Source organism: Nitrososphaerota archaeon (assembly GCA_027887005.1).
Taxonomy (GTDB): Archaea; Thermoproteota; Nitrososphaeria; order Nitrososphaerales; family Gagatemarchaeaceae; genus UBA183.
The window spans coordinates 1-17,312 of the sequence record JAPCJI010000001.1; the positions used below are offsets into that span (position 1 = coordinate 1).

General features: G+C 58.9%; 19 protein-coding genes and 2 tRNA genes. 13 read left to right on the top strand and 8 right to left on the bottom strand.

Translation table 11 applies throughout. The features are described 5' to 3' along the window. Positions 1–57 precede the first annotated feature (57 nt). The 4 genes from OK438_00005 to OK438_00020 are packed head-to-tail and all read right to left on the bottom strand — an operon-like array spanning position 58 to position 2,131. On the bottom strand, positions 58–315 hold the full coding sequence (locus OK438_00005; GenBank protein ID MDA4123820.1) for a hypothetical protein: 258 nt from the start codon (positions 313–315) through the stop codon (positions 58–60). Further along, the gene (locus OK438_00010) at positions 312–1,133 is read right to left on the bottom strand and encodes a hypothetical protein (GenBank protein ID MDA4123821.1); all 822 of its coding nucleotides are present in this window, start codon (positions 1,131–1,133) and stop codon (positions 312–314) included. Before OK438_00010 ends, OK438_00005 begins: the two co-directional genes overlap by 4 nt. 3 nt (positions 1,134–1,136) lie before the next feature. Beyond that, on the bottom strand, positions 1,137–1,361 hold the full coding sequence (locus OK438_00015; GenBank protein MDA4123822.1) for a 30S ribosomal protein S17e: 225 nt from the start codon (positions 1,359–1,361) through the stop codon (positions 1,137–1,139). Between the two features lie 29 nt (positions 1,362–1,390). Then, complete coding sequence (locus tag OK438_00020; protein MDA4123823.1) at positions 1,391–2,131, bottom strand: TatD family hydrolase; 741 nt, start codon at positions 2,129–2,131, stop codon at positions 1,391–1,393. A gap of 202 nt (positions 2,132–2,333) precedes the next feature. Between OK438_00020 and OK438_00025 the strand changes: the two genes are divergently transcribed. After that, positions 2,334–2,561 carry a histone family protein gene (locus OK438_00025; GenBank protein ID MDA4123824.1) on the top strand — a complete coding sequence of 76 codons (228 nt, stop codon included), beginning with the start codon at positions 2,334–2,336 and terminating at the stop codon, positions 2,559–2,561. Between the two features lie 358 nt (positions 2,562–2,919). Here the strand turns inward: OK438_00025 and OK438_00030 are convergent, their stop codons facing one another. After that, a complete protein-coding gene (locus tag OK438_00030; protein ID MDA4123825.1) occupies positions 2,920–3,351 on the bottom strand; it encodes an RDD family protein in 432 nt (143 codons plus the stop codon). Between the two features lie 499 nt (positions 3,352–3,850). On the opposite strand from OK438_00030, the gene OK438_00035 reads away from it, so the two are divergent. Both OK438_00035 and OK438_00040 read left to right on the top strand, forming a co-directional pair. Beyond that, positions 3,851–3,925, top strand: a tRNA-Glu gene (locus OK438_00035). 149 nt (positions 3,926–4,074) lie between these two features. Next, positions 4,075–4,473 carry a VOC family protein gene (locus OK438_00040; protein MDA4123826.1) on the top strand — a complete coding sequence of 133 codons (399 nt, stop codon included), beginning with the start codon at positions 4,075–4,077 and terminating at the stop codon, positions 4,471–4,473. A 128-nt stretch (positions 4,474–4,601) separates the two neighbouring features. Here the strand turns inward: OK438_00040 and folE are convergent, their stop codons facing one another. Together folE and OK438_00050 are read right to left on the bottom strand one after the other, a co-directional pair. Next, a complete protein-coding gene (folE, locus tag OK438_00045; GenBank protein ID MDA4123827.1) occupies positions 4,602–5,150 on the bottom strand; it encodes a GTP cyclohydrolase I FolE in 549 nt (182 codons plus the stop codon). Positions 5,151–5,229: 79 nt separating this feature from the next. Further along, a complete protein-coding gene (locus tag OK438_00050; protein ID MDA4123828.1) occupies positions 5,230–5,895 on the bottom strand; it encodes a hypothetical protein in 666 nt (221 codons plus the stop codon). A 122-nt stretch (positions 5,896–6,017) separates the two neighbouring features. Here OK438_00050 and OK438_00055 point away from each other — a divergent pair, with 122 nt between their 5' ends. Genes OK438_00055 through OK438_00080 form a run of 6 tightly spaced genes read left to right on the top strand, consistent with a single transcriptional unit; the run spans position 6,018 to position 13,252 of the window. Further along, positions 6,018–7,901, top strand: coding sequence for a S9 family peptidase (locus tag OK438_00055; GenBank protein MDA4123829.1), 1,884 nt, complete (start codon positions 6,018–6,020; stop codon positions 7,899–7,901). Positions 7,902–7,912: 11 nt separating this feature from the next. Continuing rightward, entirely contained in the window at positions 7,913–8,875 is a 963-nt protein-coding gene (locus OK438_00060) for a hypothetical protein (protein MDA4123830.1), read from the top strand. Between the two features lie 24 nt (positions 8,876–8,899). Further along, positions 8,900–9,457 carry a peptide-methionine (S)-S-oxide reductase MsrA gene (gene msrA, locus OK438_00065; protein ID MDA4123831.1) on the top strand — a complete coding sequence of 186 codons (558 nt, stop codon included), beginning with the start codon at positions 8,900–8,902 and terminating at the stop codon, positions 9,455–9,457. Positions 9,458–9,465: 8 nt separating this feature from the next. Continuing rightward, positions 9,466–10,083, top strand: a complete 618-nt coding sequence (locus OK438_00070; GenBank protein ID MDA4123832.1) for an AAA family ATPase — start codon at positions 9,466–9,468, stop codon at positions 10,081–10,083. Between the two features lie 29 nt (positions 10,084–10,112). Further along, positions 10,113–11,072: a deoxyhypusine synthase gene (locus tag OK438_00075; GenBank protein MDA4123833.1), complete on the top strand. Its 960-nt coding sequence runs from the start codon at positions 10,113–10,115 to the stop codon at positions 11,070–11,072. 44 nt (positions 11,073–11,116) lie between these two features. Further along, on the top strand, positions 11,117–13,252 hold the full coding sequence (locus OK438_00080) for a sodium-translocating pyrophosphatase (protein ID MDA4123834.1): 2,136 nt from the start codon (positions 11,117–11,119) through the stop codon (positions 13,250–13,252). 15 nt (positions 13,253–13,267) lie between these two features. Here the strand turns inward: OK438_00080 and OK438_00085 are convergent. Beyond that, a tRNA-OTHER gene (locus OK438_00085) sits at positions 13,268–13,386 on the bottom strand. Positions 13,387–13,544: 158 nt separating this feature from the next. Between OK438_00085 and coxB the strand changes: the two genes are divergently transcribed. The 4 genes from coxB to OK438_00105 are packed head-to-tail and all read left to right on the top strand — an operon-like array spanning position 13,545 to position 17,291. Next, positions 13,545–14,210: a cytochrome c oxidase subunit II gene (gene coxB, locus OK438_00090; protein MDA4123835.1), complete on the top strand. Its 666-nt coding sequence runs from the start codon at positions 13,545–13,547 to the stop codon at positions 14,208–14,210. After that, positions 14,211–16,583, top strand: a complete 2,373-nt coding sequence (locus OK438_00095) for a cbb3-type cytochrome c oxidase subunit I (protein MDA4123836.1) — start codon at positions 14,211–14,213, stop codon at positions 16,581–16,583. It abuts the gene before it with no gap. Positions 16,584–16,593: 10 nt separating this feature from the next. Then, positions 16,594–16,851, top strand: coding sequence for a cytochrome C oxidase subunit IV family protein (locus OK438_00100; GenBank protein MDA4123837.1), 258 nt, complete (start codon positions 16,594–16,596; stop codon positions 16,849–16,851). Between the two features lie 5 nt (positions 16,852–16,856). After that, positions 16,857–17,291 (top strand): cupredoxin domain-containing protein, encoded by a 435-nt coding sequence (locus OK438_00105; GenBank protein ID MDA4123838.1) that lies wholly within the window; start codon positions 16,857–16,859, stop codon positions 17,289–17,291. Positions 17,292–17,312: the final 21 nt, after the last annotated feature.

Consider the following 17,312-nt stretch of genomic DNA (forward strand, 5'->3'; position numbering starts at 1 on the left):
AACTCCGGGTCGGCCCCGGCCCCTATCGCGAAAGCTCTTGCCTTGGTGTCCAATCGCTCACCCTCCGTGCGAGAAGGGAATGAGCACTACGTTTTCACCGTCCCTGACGGTCCTGTGGCCTGAAGCTGGAACAAACGCCTCACCGTCTTCAATCATTATCAGAGTGTTATACTTCGTAAACCCAGGGTCGGGCTTCCCAGAGAGCACCCTCAACCTTTCTACGATTTCCGCGGCGTCCAGGTCCGAATCCTCAAGCTTGACCACCTTGGCGCCCAGGCTTGTGCCGATATGTCCTAGGCATCTCACCATGATCATGGCGAGTTGAGTAGGAGGAGCCTTTCCTTATACCTTCGACCTCCGTAAAGTGAATTCGCGGGGAGCAGCTTGCTCCTCGACGCCGCCAGTCTTCGACGGAGCTCTGTCCCGGTCAGGTCCTCCAGTTCCGCGAGCGGGAAGTTCATTGCCACCGGCCTGGGGTCGATCGTGTGCATCGATGTCTTGCACGGGAAGAACCGTCCTGTTCGAGCCGCTCGCACCACGTCGTCCTTGGTCAACCGCTGGACAAGGATAAGGACAGCTGTCGGATCCTGCAACGCTGAATCGATTTCGTCTTCAGGGACAAACTCCCTGGCCCATCCCGCGCTCAGTGCGAACGCATCGAATCTCCGGACGACTTCGAACGCTTCTGGGAGTCCGATGTGTGATTCAGGCAGGTAGACGCCCTCTGAGCTGAACGCCGCGAGCCCGCATGCGCGTCCTTCCAGCTCCAGGAACGCGTCGGCGATGGTAGTGACTTTCGTCAGTCCGAGGTCGGTCAGCAAACGTGATGTTTCGTCTCGAAGAGGGGAGGAGTAGACCCTGGCCCATCTGTTCAGTCTCACCGCCTTAGAGCTGTAGTCGATTGAGCAGCAAATGACGTTCCCGATCTTGAGCTTCTTGAACGCAGCCAGTCGGTGCATTCCGTCAAGGACAGTTCCGCTTTCCGCGTCAACCACGATTGGATCCTTCTGAAGGGCATCCTGCATCAGCTGTTTCGTAATTCGCTCTACGTGTGAGGGAATCGTTTCTTCATGCGGCAGCAGCGACGAGACGGGCCTTACATCTAACCTGACCCCAGTTCCTTCCAGGGCCAAGTGCTACTCCTCGGTCACTTCACCTTTGGTTTCTTCTTCAGGCCCTTCTTCCGTCGTCGTGTCTTCCTTGAGCGACTTTGTTATGTACCCGGCAATGTGGTTCCTCAACTGCTTCGAAGGAATCAGGGCGAGTTCAAAGAGGGCCTTCTTGTTCTTCTGGTAGTCGGAGCTGAAGGCCTCGGGATGTCTCTGTAGAATCAGCTCGGAAAGCCTTCTAGTCCTGTCCAATCGATTTCATCCCCAAGTTGGCAGGGTGATTAACCTTTGGTTCCTGAACCGAGGTAGGCGAGGCTGTTCGCCAGGACCGCTTGGGCGCATTCGTCGAACGTCGTTCCCCAAAGTTCCGAGATCCGGAACACCACGCTCGGGATGAGAGTGGGTCCGCTGGCCCTACCCAGTGCGGCAAAGGGAACGGGCCCGTCGGTCTCAACCAGTACCAGCCCTCGGGGGTAGGACTGGACCATCCGCTGCAGTCTCCCTGATGAGAGCAGGGCGGGACCGAAGGATACGAAATAGCCCCTTTCCTCCGTCTCTCGGAGCAGCTCCTCCCCCTGGAACCAGTGGAGCTGGACCGACCCAAGATGGAAGCTTGAGAGGACCTCCAGGCATTCCTTCTCGGCTCCCCTGGAGTGGACCTGGACAGGCTTCCTGGAGGCTTCGCCGGCTGAAAGCAGGTCGCTGAATGTGCTAAGCTGGGCTTCCATCGGCGATTCATTCTTGTATTTCGGGTCGAGACCTATCTCGCCCACTCCGTCTGCGCTAGAGATGTACTCGGAGACCCACGAAAGGCCCTCCCCCTTACCCGCCTCAGCAGGGTGGACGCCTATGAAGGGTCTGATAGTCTGGGGGAACTCCTTGGCTAGGGCCAGAGTTCGCATCGAACTCGCCTTCCCTATCCCTGACGAGACGAGAACCATGTCTAACGCGACCGCCGCCTCCACCACACTCTCTGGGTCTTCATACTCTCCCAGATGTAGATGGGAGTCGATGAAACGCACGCCCTGCCCTCCCGATGGTGGTATTTCAGACCACTCCTCGCACTACCGACGCAAAAGCGGGACGCAGAGGGTTCCAAGCACGATTTTCCCACCTCTTTTCCAAATAGGGGCGAGTTGAGCCTCCGGAGCGCCAAATAGGGCCTGCGGAGCTCGTTTTTCAGCCCAAAGGTTTTTAAATACACCCCTCCATTCTGAATAGACGATGTCCAGTTCGGAGTTCGGCCTAGCGGCTGTCTACAGGGTAATCAAGAAGGCAGGCGCAGACAGGGTTGGGGACGACGCGGCCATGGAACTTAGGACGGAGCTCGAGACAGTGGGCCTACAGATATCAAAGGCTGCGGTCGAGCTGGCGGCCCACGCTGGTAGAAAGACGGTCAAGCCTTCGGACATCAAGCTGGCCGCTAAATCTGTCCTCAAGCAGAACTCATAGGAACACCGCCTAGGCCGGCAGCAAGGTCTTCCTGCACACTTGTCTTGGGATAATGCGAGCAACAAGGATCTTCAGCCTGAGGTCCATGAGTTTGGGCCCCCTGAAGCTGCCGGGCTCTGATTTTCGCCGACCTAGACTTCGACCCCGCCATGACAACCCTCCGTGTAAGGCTTCTGACTTGAATTCCGAAGCCTTCGCCAGAACAGTGATCTCAAGTTAGGAGTGGGTCATCAGGGGTCTTTGACGATGGTTCACGCTTCAGACGATCTTGTCTGCATTGTGGCTTGATGGGAGTATCGCCGACGGTCATGGCTGAATGACGGTTCCGATGAAACGCTTGCGGTGGCTTCGGCTTCTTCTACTTGGAAACGACCGTCGTCCCGGCCATGGTGTCAGTGTACTTCTGCCGGGCGCCCTTCGACATGGCAAGGCCGCCTATGATATCCAGTAGGAGGAGCAACCAGTAAATCTTGCTGATGTTCCTGATGAACGCCTCTGTTATGTTCGGCTTTCCGCCACTTTTCGACACCACTTTCAGCCCCATCACTCCCTTTCCAATGGTGGCACCTCTACTCGACTCCATGAATGCGAAATACAGAAGGAACAGGAAGCCGAAGAGGAAAATGAACCCTCCGAAGAAGAGACCGTAGCCGAACACCCCCCCCAGGAGGAAGGAGGAGAGCGCGAATAACGCGATTATGTACAGGACCACGTACACTAGGATGCCGTCGATTATCAGTGCGGCAAAGCGCTTTACCCACAGCTGCTGGACAGCTTGGTCCTTCGCCAACGTGTCGAAACCTGTGGTGCTGGGCGCAGCTGATGCCGATGAAGATTGAGTTGCCACGCCTACGGGGGCCCCACAATTCGGGCAGAATGCGACGCCCGCAGGAACTTCCTTTCCACAGCTCGCACAGAAAGCCAAGTCTCGCCGTCAATGTGTTTTGTTAGGGTATTTAACGGATTTTCAAATGTCACGGGGGCCATGATTTCGTGGCAGCCGAGACACGGTACCGACAAACCCCAGCCTAGGGCCCGGATGCTGGTAATCCCCGGGGCAAGGTAGGGGGCAGGTGTTCAAAACTCGCGGCCCCTAAACGGTGCTGTCTGTGACCCTTGCAACATCACAGTAATCTCCAGAACGACGCTAAACAACTCCTCTTTGAATACTGGCCAATCCATGGTGGGGCACACAGGAAGACTGGAGCCCTTCATGGCTTCCTCCTCCGCGAATGGCCAACGTTGACGTGCAAAATCACTTTAACCACACGTCTTGATGCCCTCGCCGAGCCCCGGTGGTGTAGCCCGGTCAAGCATGTTACCCTCTCGAGGTAGCGACGCGAGTTCAAATCTCGCCCGGGGCACTTGAGGATCCATTGTCTGATTCCGGCATTTCTTCGGGCTAGATTTCCAAAGGTTCCATGGGTTTCCCAAGTCCGATTGGTTTCAAGGAACCATTCTCACAGCCTCCGGACGGGCAACCTTCAAAAGCCGCTCAAACCTGTTCCACCTCGTGGTGGCAGAAGGTGTCAAGGGGTCAGTCGATGCGCGAGAAGTGCTAGTGAAGATTACGGTAAGCGACCCCACGAAGTCGCGAGATTGGTATTCGCGACTCTTTGGGAGAGGCCCTGACCTGGAACCCTTTCCCGGAAACGTTGAGTACAAGGTCGGGGGTGCATGGGTGCAAATCGTGGGCGGCAGGGTGCAGGCTTCGAGTTGGGCCCTTGAGTTGGAGGTCGGAGACCTATCTCGCGAGCGAGAGCGGCTCCGGGAGGGCGGGATCGCAGCGACAGAGATCAACACCGTTCCTGAGGTGATCAGTTATTTTGATCTCAGCGACCCAGATGGCAATCGGATGAGGTGGTTCGAGGTGTTGACCTCCGACCCCAAGGTCACTGGCGCCCGTGGGTAGAAACAGGAATCTGTTCCTGAAGCGGAAGTCCACGTTTCCCAGTTTCGAAACTCACGATAGAGAGACCGTCTGTCATCCAATTTCTGGGAGACCCTAGTTTGTTCAGACGCATGTGGAATGTGTCGAGACTACCGGCGGAGGAGCTCGAAGAATTCCTGCCTCGATTTCGCGTCCTGGAATTGGCCCCTTATCTCGGAAGTGATTATCTTGCTTCCGTTCTTCACCCCCCTCATCCTCATGCAGAGGTGTTCGGCTTCGACCACAACTATCACTCCCAAAGGCGAGAGGGTCGAGTCTATCGCTTCCGCCAGCTGCTTGGTCATTCGCTCCTGGAGCTGGAGCCTCTTCGAGTACCCGTCCACGAGTCTGACAAGCTTCGAAAGCCCCACGACCTTTCCTCTGGGGATGTAGCCGATGTGGACCTTGCCGAAGAAGGGCAGCAGATGATGCTCGCAGAGACTGAAGAATTCCACGTCCTTGCAGATTACGATTCCTGTTGTTTCGTTGAACTCAACTTGGAGCACCTTCTTCGGGTCCATCGAATACCCCTCCGTAAGTTCCTCCAGGGCCTCTGCCACCCTCCTCGGAGTGCCCCTGAGGCCTTCCCTCTGGGGGTCCTGCCCCAGCGAGTCAAGTATCGACCTCACAGAGGCTTCAATTCGCCCTTTGTTCTTCATCTATCCTGACCGCCGCCTGATTCCCAGTTATAGAATTGTCCCTGGAGCACGGCTGAACTGCGGTGCCGGGGCCCGCCTTCTAAGAGCCGCCCGCGAACGCGAGCAGGATTCCACTGGCAAAGAAGTATGTCCCGAAGGTCAGCAGTACGCACCCAGCCAGCAGGTCGAGTGCCCACCTCGGGAACCTGATCAGGTAGTCATAGGACACCGCCGAGATCAAGACTATGAGTATCAGGCTCACCGCAGCTCCGGTGAGCGTCCACTGCAGGTTGATGGTCCCCGCGGCTGCGAGGACGAGGCTCGCCTCGAAACCTTCCGTCAACGTTATCGTGAACACGGGAAGTGCATTCAGCGGGGAAAAGGGTAGGACGTCCGGCCTCTTGTCGCCGTAGTGTTCCATATCCTTCTCCACGACCTCGGATTCGACCTTCTCCATTTTTGCCCGGAACGACTTCTTCCCAAAGTAGTATCGCTTGAACCCCCGAAGGAACCTGTAGGAAAAGTACAGGATGACCGTCCCCGTGGCGACATCGATGACCGCTTCGGGGAAGAACAGGAAGACCTGGCGCACCCCGACGAAGAGAAAGACAGAGGCGGCGCCCCCGGCGAGGACCCCAAGGAGGACGTTGTTCTTACCGAGCTGCTTCACTGTTGCCAATGAAAGTATGGCGACCTCGCTCCCCTCGACAAGGATAGCCTTGAAGGCGAGGAGGAAAGACGCGACGATTACAACAGTGTCGGTCAAGGCGATTCCGCCTCCCGCCTTGGCGATTTAGCTCTTGTCGCGAGAGCAAGACATAAGATTGCGAGTGCCGAAACTGACCCGTGGCGCGTGCCGTCGCGGTCTCAGATTTCACGCTGTATTCGATGCTCTCGGAACCCAGCCTTTCGCCGGACGGCAATAAGGTGGCCTTCTCCGCAAGGCGGGCCAACCTGAAGGAGGACGGCTATGATTCAGAGGTGTACGTGGCCGATACCAAGAGGGGGAATCCAGAACTCTTCACCACCGGGAAGAAGGACTATGACCCCAGGTGGTCCCCAGACGGGAAATCAATCCTGTTTCTCTCGAGGCGCCTCTTCGAGAAGGAGGACAAGGGGAACGCGCTCTACGTGATAGGGGTCAAGGGGGGCGAGGCCAGGCTGGTCTTCAAGTCGAAGGACGGCATCGACAACCCACAGTGGTCCCCGGATTGCCGGACCATCTACTTCCTTTCCTTCGTTTCGAAGAAGCAGAAGGAGGACGTCAAGGTGATCAGGAGGCTGACCTTCTGGTTCAACGGTATCGGGTTCATCTACAATCGAAGGAAGCACCTTTTCAAGGCCGACATCAGGACCGGAAAGGTCAAGCAGCTGACCAAGGGCCAATTCGACGTCGCAGATTTCGCCCTCTCTAACGACGGCAAGAGAATCGCCTATCTTTCATCCTCGGACGACCTGAAGCCGTACATCGCCGACGTGTATGTGGCCGACCTCTCCTCGGGCAATAGGAAGAAGCTCACGCGGTCCGACATGGAGATCACAGCTCTTGCCTGGGCCCCAGACGACAACTCGATTGCCATCTGTGGGGACGAGCTCCCAGCGGGGTTCGCCTCTCACGTCCGCATCTGGACTCTCGAAGTGAGGACCCGAAAGCTCTCGAAGGCCGAGTCCGTGGACAGGAACAAGGCGAATGCTCTGAACAGTGACGCGCGGGCGAAGGCCCACGGCCCTGGCAACATCATCTGGTCCAAGGAAGGCATCTACTACCTCCAGGCGGACGCAGGCTCGGTACACGTCTACAGGGCGAGGCCGGGGGGAGAGCCAGAACTCGTCGTGGGCGGCAAGAGGAGCGTAGAGGGATACGATGTCAGAGACGGAAAGATCGCCTTCGTCGCCATGGACGACAGCCACCTCGAGGAGCTCTACCTGAAGTCGGGGAGGGAACGGGCTCTCTCTGCCCTCAACCAGAAGGTCTACGAGGAGTTGAACATACTTCAGCCGCGGCAGGTCTCCTTCAAGGCGAGCGACGGCGAATCCATAGACGGCTGGGTCCTGATGCCTGAGCGGAAAGGAAAGGTACCGGGGCTATTGTATGTGCACGGAGGACCGAAGACCGCGTTCGGGGACGCCTACATGCACGAATTCCAGGCCTTCGCTGCGGCTGGCTATGCAGTCGTCTACTTCAACCCTAGGGGGAGCGACGGTTACTCTGAGAAGTTTGCAGACATTCGAGGTAGGTACGGCACCAGGGACTACGACGACCTCATGGAGGGTCTTGACTGGGTCCTGAAGAAGTTCCCCCAGATTGACGGACGGCGGCTCGCAATCGCGGGAGGTTCATATGGCGGATTCATGACCAACTGGGCAATCGGGCACACCAAGAGGTTCAGGGCTGCCGTGGCGGACAGGAGCATCGCGAACTGGATCAGCTTCTGGGGGACTTCGGACATCGGGCCCCACTTCACAGAGGACCAGGTGGGCGGAGACCCATGGAGCGCCGAAGAGAAGCTGCTCAACGATTCGCCGCTCAGATACGCCCCCAACGTGGTAACGCCCCTGCTCTTGGTCCACTCCATGGAGGACTACAGATGCTGGATGGTTGAAGGGCTCGAGTTCTTCACCGCACTCAAGAAACTGGGGAAGGAGGCAGAACTGGTGCTCTTCCCAGGCGAGAGCCATGACCTCTCAAGGGTGGGCAAGCCGAAGCACCGGGTCTCGAGGCTGAACCACTACATCCGCTGGTTAGACGAACACCTGAAGCGCAACAATTAGGCGATTCAAGGTTGGACGGGATCACCATCGGGGTTTTCGGGAGCGAACCTGAAGCTCGGACCGCCTTCGCGTCCTCCGTCGGGAAGAAGAGTGAGGCCGAGGGGATAATCGTCTATCACAGGACTGAGGGGGGGAGAAGGGTGTCGTTCCTAGATACTGCCGACTTCCCCGACCGGATCCAGGGGTACGCTCGGATAGGCTCGATCGTCGACCGCGCCTTGTACCTCTTCCCGAAGTCTGGGAAGCTAACCGCGCCTGACGGGGAGCTCGCGATCCTGCTGGGGTCCATGGGGCTGAAAGGGACCCTGGAACTCCTGGATGCGTCGGCCAGCCCCGAGATGGCTAGAGGCGCACTGCAGGGCACGTCAGTTTCAGAGTTCCCCATCGAGGAGCGGAACTCTTCTTCGTCGGTCATCGACCTCTCAAACGCTACGCCACGCGGAGGCCAGCCTCGTAAAGGGACCCTGGTCTATGTCGACCGGGTCTTCAGCGTCAAGGGCGTCGGGACGGTTGCCCTTGGTTTCGTCCTTTGCGGGAGCGTATCAATCCACGACCAGCTTCGACCCATCCCAGGCCCAGAAGAGTTGCGGCTCGATGTGAGGGGAATCCAGATCAACGACCAGGACTTCGATAGCGCAGGCAGGGGAATCCGCGTTGGACTCTCACTGCGCGGAGCGGAAGCCAAGGACCTTGACAGGAGCCATTGGCTTGACGACGGCTCCTTCGGACTTGCGGATACCATGAACCTGGACTTCCTGAAGTCCCCGTTCTACCGCCTCGGGGTTGAGGACCGAGACATGCACCTGCAACTTCCGGGAGAGCTCGTGACAGCAGGGCTCCGTTCCGCGGCGGGTGGGCTCCTCCAAGCCAAACTGCCCATCCAAGTGCCGGTCTGGGAAGGGATGAGAGCTACAGTACTCGACCTGAATGGGAAAGGGCTCCGAATTGCAGGCGGGTCAACCCTCAAGCTTTAATGGAGCCGATTCGATATGGATCCAATGACTGAAAGAGAGACCGCGACATTCGGGAGCGGCTGCTTCTGGTGCTCGGAGGCGGTGTTCAGCGAACTCGAAGGAGTCGTGAAGGTGGAGCCTGGGTACGCAGGAGGGAGTCAGCCCAACCCCACCTATGAGCAGGTCTGCACCGACGAGACAGGCCACGCCGAGGTCGCCCAGGTCACCTTCGACCCAGGCTCGATTTCCTACCGGGAGCTGCTCGAAGTCTTCTTCTCTACTCACGACCCGACCACACTCAACCGCCAGGGAGCAGACGAAGGGTCGCAATACAGGTCGGTCATCTTCTACACCGACGATTCCCAGAAGCTCGAGGCTCACAACATGATAACCGAACTCGGCGAAGAAAAGGTCTTCCGAAAGCCAATTGTCACGGAGGTTTCGCCATTGGAGAAGTTCTACCCAGCAGAGGGCTACCACAGAGAGTACTACAAGCTGAACCAGAACAAGCCCTACTGCCAGGTGGTCATAGCACCCAAGCTCTCGAAGTTCAGGGCGCACTTCCAGTTCAAGCTGAAGAAGCAATTGGCCAGGCAGACCTGAAGCGCGTAATGGGTACGCGTCGCGTTGGAAAACTTCTTGGGATCACTGGAACTCCCGGGACTGGCAAGAAGTCCGTAGCTCCACTCGTTGCGACGAGGTTAGGTCTTACCTGCTACTCTCTCAATGATCTTGCTGGGGCGAATGGCCTGGCATCCCCGGAATCGGGGACGGGTGAAGTGGACACCGGAGTCTTGAGGCGGATCGTGTCCAACACCATCCTTGAACCCGCGGTGATCTACGGGCACCTCCTGCCCTACGTAGTCGATAGGACATGGATCTCAAAAGTGGTCGTCCTGCGGTGCGACCCTCTGGCCCTGAAGTCGCGTCTTCGCGCCCGGGGGTACCCGCTGAACAAGGTGTTCGAAAACGTCGAAGCGGAGCTCATCGGCCTGATCTCGGTTGACACTCTCAAGGCATTCGGGAGAGAGAAGACCTTCGAGTTCGACACGACAGTGTCTCGTCCAGGCCCTTCCTCGGCCTCGATAGCTGCAGCACTGTCGGGCCCCTATCGATCTCCCCAGGTGATAGATTGGCTCGAGAACTACGGCTCGGAGTCAAAGCTCCGCTCTTTGCTCTCAGGCAGGACCGGCGAGTCTGCCCTTACTCTTCCTACGCCCAAGAGTTAAAACAACAGAACGGACAAGCTTGAGTTCCCTTGAGACGGATATCAGGCCTCGTAAAGGTGCAGGACATACACGCCCGAGCCTCCGATGACATCGTTTCTATCGTCCATTCTATGGGGAGAGGCGGCGGGTTCATGGCGAAGAACCTTGCCGATACCGCAAGCATCCTGGATTCGATGGTCGCCCGCGAGAGCTGCACGAAGTTCCTCTCGTTCCCTGCAGCCTTGGTCGCGACCGGGACCCGGGGGCTCCTCATCGACCTGGTCAAGGCAGGCATGGTCGACGTGATCATAACCGCGAGCGGGACCCTCGACCACGACATCTCGAGGACCCTCGCAGATTACTACCACGGGGACTTCGATATGGACGACGTGAAGCTCCACAAGGACGGATACCATCGCCTCGGGAACGTCCTTGTCCCACTCGACGACTACGGCCCGCTGATAGAGAGGAGAATGCAGGCGCTCCTCGAGAAGTTGTACGGCCGAGGCGAAAAGGCCCCGACCACCGAGGAGCTTTGCAAAGAGATCGGCCGCGACCTCGGTTCGGAGAAATCACTGCTCTATTGGGCCTACAAGAAGCACGTCCCAGTCTTCGTCCCAGGGATAACCGACGGGGCAGTTGGGAGCCAGCTCTGGCTCTTCGCCGAGCGTCACAGGGACTTTCGGGTCGACCTGATTGGCGACGAGAGGAGGCTTTCGGACATTACCTCGGAGGCCAAGTCGACCGGGGCACTGGTGCTGGGGGGCGGCATCTCCAAGCATCACGTGCTATGGTGGAACCAGTTCCGAGGAGGCCTGGACTACGCGTGCTACATCACTACCGCTTCAGAGTTCGATGGTTCGCTTAGCGGGGCCCAGGTGAGAGAGGCCGTCTCTTGGGGCAAGGTGAAGGAAAGAGCGAAGCGCTCCAACCTCTATGCTGACGTGACTGCGGTTCTCCCCTTCCTGGTCTCCTACCTCCTCACCAAGCGGCACCGACGTTCGCGTTAGGCTCTCATCGTTCGAAGTCCTTATAAAACGAAAACCGAGGCGCCATGAAACGTTTGGTCTTAGACTACGGTTTCCTTGCCCTCGGCGTCTCCGTCGTAGCGCTGTTATACGCCCTCGCCCTCTGGGCCTACCTCAGGCGTCAGAGCAAGGGCACTCAGAAGATGACCGAAATCTCCGACGCAGTAAGACAGGGCGCAGTCGCGTTCCTTGGGAAGGAGTACAAGGTGATCTCGCCCATTGCCATTGTGATAACCATCCTGATCTTCGGGCTAATTGACCTGCCCAACGGGACCGGGGGTGCAACGGCGGCTGGGTTCGCCCTCGGGGCGACACTGTCAGCAGTCGCCGGCTACGTCGGCATGGCTGTAACCGTCAGAACGAGCTCGCGGGCGGCCGAAGCTGCGAAGCAGGGCCTTGGAAGCGCCCTGGCCCTGGCATTCAAGGGCGGTGGAGTCATGGGAATGACCGTCGTCGGGCTAGACTTGCTCGGTCTGTCCGTGTACTATCTCGCTTTCTCCAGCGCAATCCTCAAGACGCCGGTAATCCTGGCGGGATTGGGATTCGGCGCCTCTCTTATCGCCATGTTCATGAGGGTGTCAGGAGGAATCTACACCAAGGCCGCGGACGTTGGTGCCGACCTTGTTGGAAAGGTCGAGGCGGGCATCCCAGAAGACGACCCTCGTAACCCTGCAGTGATAGCGGACAACGTGGGCGACAATGTGGGAGACTGCGCTGGAATGGGGGCAGACGTCTACGAGTCGTACGTGGTCACGGCCATAGCTGTGATGATACTGGGCGCTCTGCTGTCCGCGGGAGGGGCGCTGACCCTCTTGGTGTACCCCCTGCTGCTCGGGGCATCAGGCATCGTCGGAGCGATAGTCGCGAGCTTCTATGTGAGGAAAACTGTAAGGTCGAACCCGCTCAGAGTGCTGAACATCACCTTGCTGATCGCGGCAGCCATCACTGTGGTCTTGGATTACTTCCTTGGCCAGGCCCTCTTCGGGGGTTCGTCCCTTTCTAACTATCTGCTCGCGAGTGCCATCGTCGGGGTTGCGGTGGTCGTGGCAATTGAGAATGTCGCGAACTACTTCACTTCTTACAACTACTCGCCAGTGCGAGAGATCGCAGAATCAAGTAAGACGGGAGCGGCCACCAACTTCCTTTCAGGGTTCTCGAACGGGCTTTCGAGCACCGCCCCTTCTGCGGTCGTTCTGGTCTTGGCGATAATCGTGTCCTACTTCCTGGGGTACGCCGGGTCAGGAGGGAATCAGCTGACCGGGGTCTACAGCACTGCAGTCGCTACGATGTCGATGCTCTCCCTGACCGGGGTTATCATGTCAATTGACTCGTTCGGCCCCATCACCGACAACGCCAACGGCATTGTTGAGATGGCCGGGCTGGAGTCCAGCGTCAGGACGGTGACCGACGAACTCGACGCGGTCGGAAACACGACCAAGGCCACGACCAAGGCCTTCGCAGTGACTTCTGCCGCGCTCGCGGCCGTCGCGATCTTCGAGGCGTTCCAGAACGAGGTCAGCAACATAATCAGGAACGGTGGCTCGGCACTTGCAAGCAGGTACTCCTCGCACCTAGTAAACGGCCAGCTGAACTTCAGCCTGTCGGACCCCTACGTAGTCATTGGGCTACTGATCGGAGGCCTTCTCCCGTTCTACTTCTCGAGCTTCCTGATCAAAGCGGTGGGAAGAACTGCCTACACCATCGTGAACGAGGTCAGACGGCAGTTCAAGGAAATACCCGGCATTATGGAGGGGACCGCCAAGCCTGACTACGCAAAGTGCGTCGGCATATGCACCAGCGCGGCAATAAAGGAGCTTGCGAAGCCAGGGGCCCTGGCCGTCGCGACTCCCCTCGTAGTCGGCCTCGTGCTTGGACCGCTAGCTCTCGGCGGCCTCCTGATCGGCACTGTGGTCTCGGGAGTCTTCCTCGCGTTCACCATGACCAACGGCGGAGCTGCCTGGGACAACGCAAAGAAGTATATCGAAACAGGCCAACTGGGGGGCAAGGGCTCAGACGCCCACAAGGCCGCAGTGATGGGGGACACGGTGGGGGACCCCTTCAAGGACACCGCCGGACCGGCGATCAACTCCTTGATCAAGGTCGTGAACACGATTTCGATAGTTTTCGTCTCCGCGATAGTATTGTATGCGCTCTTCGTGTGAACTTTTACTCTAATGAGGTGGGGGTGGGAGACCCGGCTGCCGGGCTGCGTGCCCGGCGGCACTCGGACCCACGTGAATGCGCTCACTGACGGGTTCCACTGCAGGCGCACGCGTAACCGCTCCGCCACCCCACCGCAATCGGGCCTCGAAGGTCTGAACTAATTATGCGTTCCAGAGTCGCCGAAAACCACGACCAATCGGCGAACGTCGTTTCCATAAAATCGTCCAACTTTCCTTCAGAAGTCCCAAAGCTTATAACCGCAATTTGGGCTGGTTTCCTGCGCACGACCTAATGTATTCGGGTATCCTGTCATCCCTGCCCTCGACGGTGGCAACCTATGACTTCCTCTTCAACTGGTACCTCTTCTTCGGCGTGGGCGCAGCGGTTGTCGTAATCTCGCTCCTCGTGTTCTTCATGTACAGGTACCGATACAGGGGCGAAAGCGGACCTCCCCCGGTGCACAAGACCGAGGGGTGGAAGATAGTCCTGGTGACGGTCCTGATCAGCATCTCCGTCCTCACTGCGGCCGAGTATCAGACCTTCGCTAGCTTCGGAAACATCGAGATGCCCAGCCAGTGCTCCGCCATCCCCGACCCCTGCGTGACCATCCGCCTCTCCGCATTCCAGTGGGGCTGGAACTTCACCTACCCCGACGGCAAGTTCGCGGTATCGACCCAGAACCAGCCTCTGACGGTCCCGGCAGGTACGATTGTGATCATGAACATCACGAGCAAGGACGTGTTCCATTCGTTCGGGATCCCCATGCTGGACGTGAAGGAGGACGCTGTCCCCGGCAAGGTGAACCAGCTCTGGTTCATGGCTTCGAACACTGGATTCTACACCGACGCCATCAGATGCTTCGAGCTCTGCGGCGTGGGCCATGCGTTCATGCTGGGCAACGTCAGCGTCATCGACGCTGCGACCTGGCAGACCCAGTTCGGCGGAGTGAAACCCTAGTTGGTTTCGTGGCTCAACCGCTGGCTCTACACCACGAACCACAAGGACGTCGGCATGCTCTACTTCTTCACCTCCCTCTACTTCGGTTTCGTAGGTGCCATCCTGGCCCTTCTCATGAGGGTCCAGCTGTCCGTTCCCAACAACAACTTCCTCTCGGCAGTCTACTACAACCAGGCTCTGACCATGCACGGTCTGATCATGATCTTCTGGTTCCTTTCACCGGTAGCACTCGGCCTCGCGAACTACTTCGTGCCCCTGCAGATAGGCGCCGACGACCTCGCCTTCCCCCGACTCAACGCCATGAGCTACTGGCTCTACCTCGCCGGTGGCGTCCTTGCGGTGCTGAGCTTCTTCGTTCCCGGCGGGACTGCGAACGCAGGGTGGACAACCTACCAGCCCCTGGCCGTGCTCACCCCCGGCACCGGGCCAACCCTCGCCTACCTCGGCATGGTCCTCCTCGCCGCTTCGGTCACCCTCGGCAGCGTCAACTTCCTCGTCTCGATTATCTGGCTCAGGGCCCCGGGAATGACCCTGTCCAAGCTGCCCATGTTCACCTGGTTCATGCTCTTCACGATAATCGCCATGCTCTTCGCATTCCCCACCCTTATCGCGGCCTTCGTTCTCGCTTCCTCGGACAGAATCCTGGGGACGGTCTTCTTCACATCTACGGGCATACAGCCTTCGATCCTCTGGGACAACCTGTTCTGGTTCTTCGGCCACCCTGAGGTCTACATCGTGCTCCTCCCCGGCTTCGGGATAATCGCCAACATCCTCCCCTCGTTCACCGGCCGCCCCCTCGCTGCGAAGAACGCAATCCTGATCGCAACGGGTCTGATCGTTATCCCTCTGAGCTTCGGAGTCTGGATGCACCACATGTTCCTCACAGGCATCCCCGTGGCCTTGCAGGGAGCCTTCAGCGTGGCCACCATAGCCATCTCGATACCCTTCGACGTGATCACCCTCTCCTTCATCGAGTCCCTCATCCGCGGCAGGGTGAAGTTCGCCACCCCCATGCTCTTCGCTCTGGGGGCGATCATCCTCTTCATCATCGGGGGAATCACGGGCGTCTTCCTCTCTTCGCCGGTCCTCGACAGGGCCTTCAGAGGGTCATACTTCGTCGTGGCCCACTTCCACTACGTCATGGTCGGCGCAGCGATCTTCGGGATCATCGCCGGCATCTACTACTGGCTCCCCCGGATGACCGGCAAGATGTACAACGAAAGGCTCGGCAAGGTCCACTTCCTCATCTCCTTCGTGGGGTTCAACATCCTGTACTTCCCGATGAACCTGCTCGTCGACATGCCTCGGAGGATTTTCACCTACCAGAACGTCAGCGACTGGGCGACCCTGAACGGGATCGCCTCGGTGGGCGCGTTCATCTTCGCCGGGGCCCAGATTCTCCTGGCCTACAATCTCCTCTTCACCTGGTACCGGGGCCCCATAGCTCCGGCGAACCCCTGGGGCTCCCCCGACCTGGAATGGACTTCGCAGGCCGAAGGAATCGCCCCGGCCGTAGAGTCCGGGGCCACACCGCCTGTCGGAGGCTGGATCGGGCAGCTCGCGGCCGCACCTTCTCCCGCAGCCGAAGCGCACGGTCACTACGCTCACCTGAGCTCGAGGCCAATCCAGATATCCCTTGGAGCCATGCTCTTCCTAATCGGAGCCGCCTTCTATCCGGACATCCTGGGGCTGGGCCTCCTTGGCCTGGGGGGGATCGTAGTGGTCTATTCCTTCTACGGCTGGGCCCGGGACGACCTCCGCGGCAGGTTCCAGATTCCCCCTGAGCCAGAGGGGGACCGCTGGCCCTTCTCTGCCGTCCCCAAGATGAAGCTGGGCATGTGGGTCTTCCTCTCATCGGAGGTCGTGCTCTTCGGGAGTTTCCTCGGAGCCTACATCTTCATCCGAGCTGCGTCCGGCATCTGGCCCATCGCAGGGAGCATCCACGAAGTCCCCCTCGGCACCTTCAACACTCTGGTGCTCGTGACCAGCGGCCTGACCATGTTCATGTCGCTTCAGGCCATACGAAACGGGGACCAGCGCGGGTCCATCAGCTGGATGGCAGTCACATTCGTCCTCGGGGCGGTGTTCATGGGCGTAAAGGTCTCTGAATGGACCAACCTCGGGGCCACCGGCTTCGCCCTGACCTCCGCCAACCCCGGGATAGGCCTCGCAGCCAGCGCCTACTACATAATCGTCGGCCTCCACGGCGCCCACGTGACCGCGGGGCTCCTGATGATGGTCTACCTGATGAAAAAGTCCGCGAGCGGCTTCTACACCAAAGACTCCCATGAGGCGATCGAGAACTTCGGGCTCTACTGGGCCTTCGTCGACATCGTCTGGTGCTTCGTCTTCCCGCTCTTCTACCTCCTGTGAGATTGAGAAAATGAGAACCTGGGTCGCGTTCGGAGTCTGGGCGTACATGATGGCGGCCGTGCTGGCAGAGGTGGAGACGTTCTACCTGATCGGCAGCTTCTCCACCGTCGCTGCGATCGTCCTGATCCTCGCCGCAAGCCAGGCGGTGGCGATCGTCACGTTTTACATGAACCTGAAGGACGAGCCAGGCTCCCTCCGGCTCTTCGCGCTAATCCCCATCATGTTCCTCGCGGCCCTCGTAATCGCCATGCTGGCGTCCCTAGGGTGAGCTAGATGGAGACAGAAGAGCCGACCAAGCCGGGCAATGGATTCCTGTGGGCCCTTGGCATAGTAGCCATCCTGCTGGGTGCGCTCGTCGCTGCCGAGCTGGCCATCCCGCTCCAGCCGGGGCTCGGTGCGGGGGGCGCTTGCCCCTCAGTGTCCTCCTGCGTCGCCATGCCTCCGAACGCTGCGTCGGCCGGGTTTTCGTCGGACAACATCACGGTCATCGTGGGGGTCAACAACACGGTCATCTGGACGAACCAGGACACCGTGGCCCACACCGTGGTCTCGACTCAGGTCCCCCAGGGGGCCTCCACCTTCGCATCGGTCGTCCTTGCCAAGGGGGACACCTTCAGCCAGTCCTTCACGACCCCGGGGGTCTACAGCTACGAGTGCAGCATCCATCCGCTCACGATGAAGGGGACGGTCGTCGTCAAGCCCGCCTAGCCCCTTACCGCAACTTATTTA

What these genes read in the sequence shown, in the direction of transcription:
- OK438_00005 (MDA4123820.1), bottom strand. Translation starts at nt 315, where the DNA reads ATGATCATGGTGAGATGCCTAGGACATATCGGCACAAGCCTGGGCGCC.
- OK438_00025 (MDA4123824.1), top strand. Translation starts at nt 2,334, where the DNA reads ATGTCCAGTTCGGAGTTCGGCCTAGCGGCTGTCTACAGGGTAATCAAG.
- folE (MDA4123827.1), bottom strand. Translation starts at nt 5,150, where the DNA reads ATGAAGAACAAAGGGCGAATTGAAGCCTCTGTGAGGTCGATACTTGAC.
- OK438_00055 (MDA4123829.1), top strand. Translation starts at nt 6,018, where the DNA reads ATGCTCTCGGAACCCAGCCTTTCGCCGGACGGCAATAAGGTGGCCTTC.
- msrA (MDA4123831.1), top strand. Translation starts at nt 8,900, where the DNA reads ATGACTGAAAGAGAGACCGCGACATTCGGGAGCGGCTGCTTCTGGTGC.
- OK438_00070 (MDA4123832.1), top strand. Translation starts at nt 9,466, where the DNA reads ATGGGTACGCGTCGCGTTGGAAAACTTCTTGGGATCACTGGAACTCCC.
- OK438_00080 (MDA4123834.1), top strand. Translation starts at nt 11,117, where the DNA reads ATGAAACGTTTGGTCTTAGACTACGGTTTCCTTGCCCTCGGCGTCTCC.
- coxB (MDA4123835.1), top strand. Translation starts at nt 13,545, where the DNA reads ATGTATTCGGGTATCCTGTCATCCCTGCCCTCGACGGTGGCAACCTAT.
- OK438_00100 (MDA4123837.1), top strand. Translation starts at nt 16,594, where the DNA reads ATGAGAACCTGGGTCGCGTTCGGAGTCTGGGCGTACATGATGGCGGCC.
- OK438_00105 (MDA4123838.1), top strand. Translation starts at nt 16,857, where the DNA reads ATGGAGACAGAAGAGCCGACCAAGCCGGGCAATGGATTCCTGTGGGCC.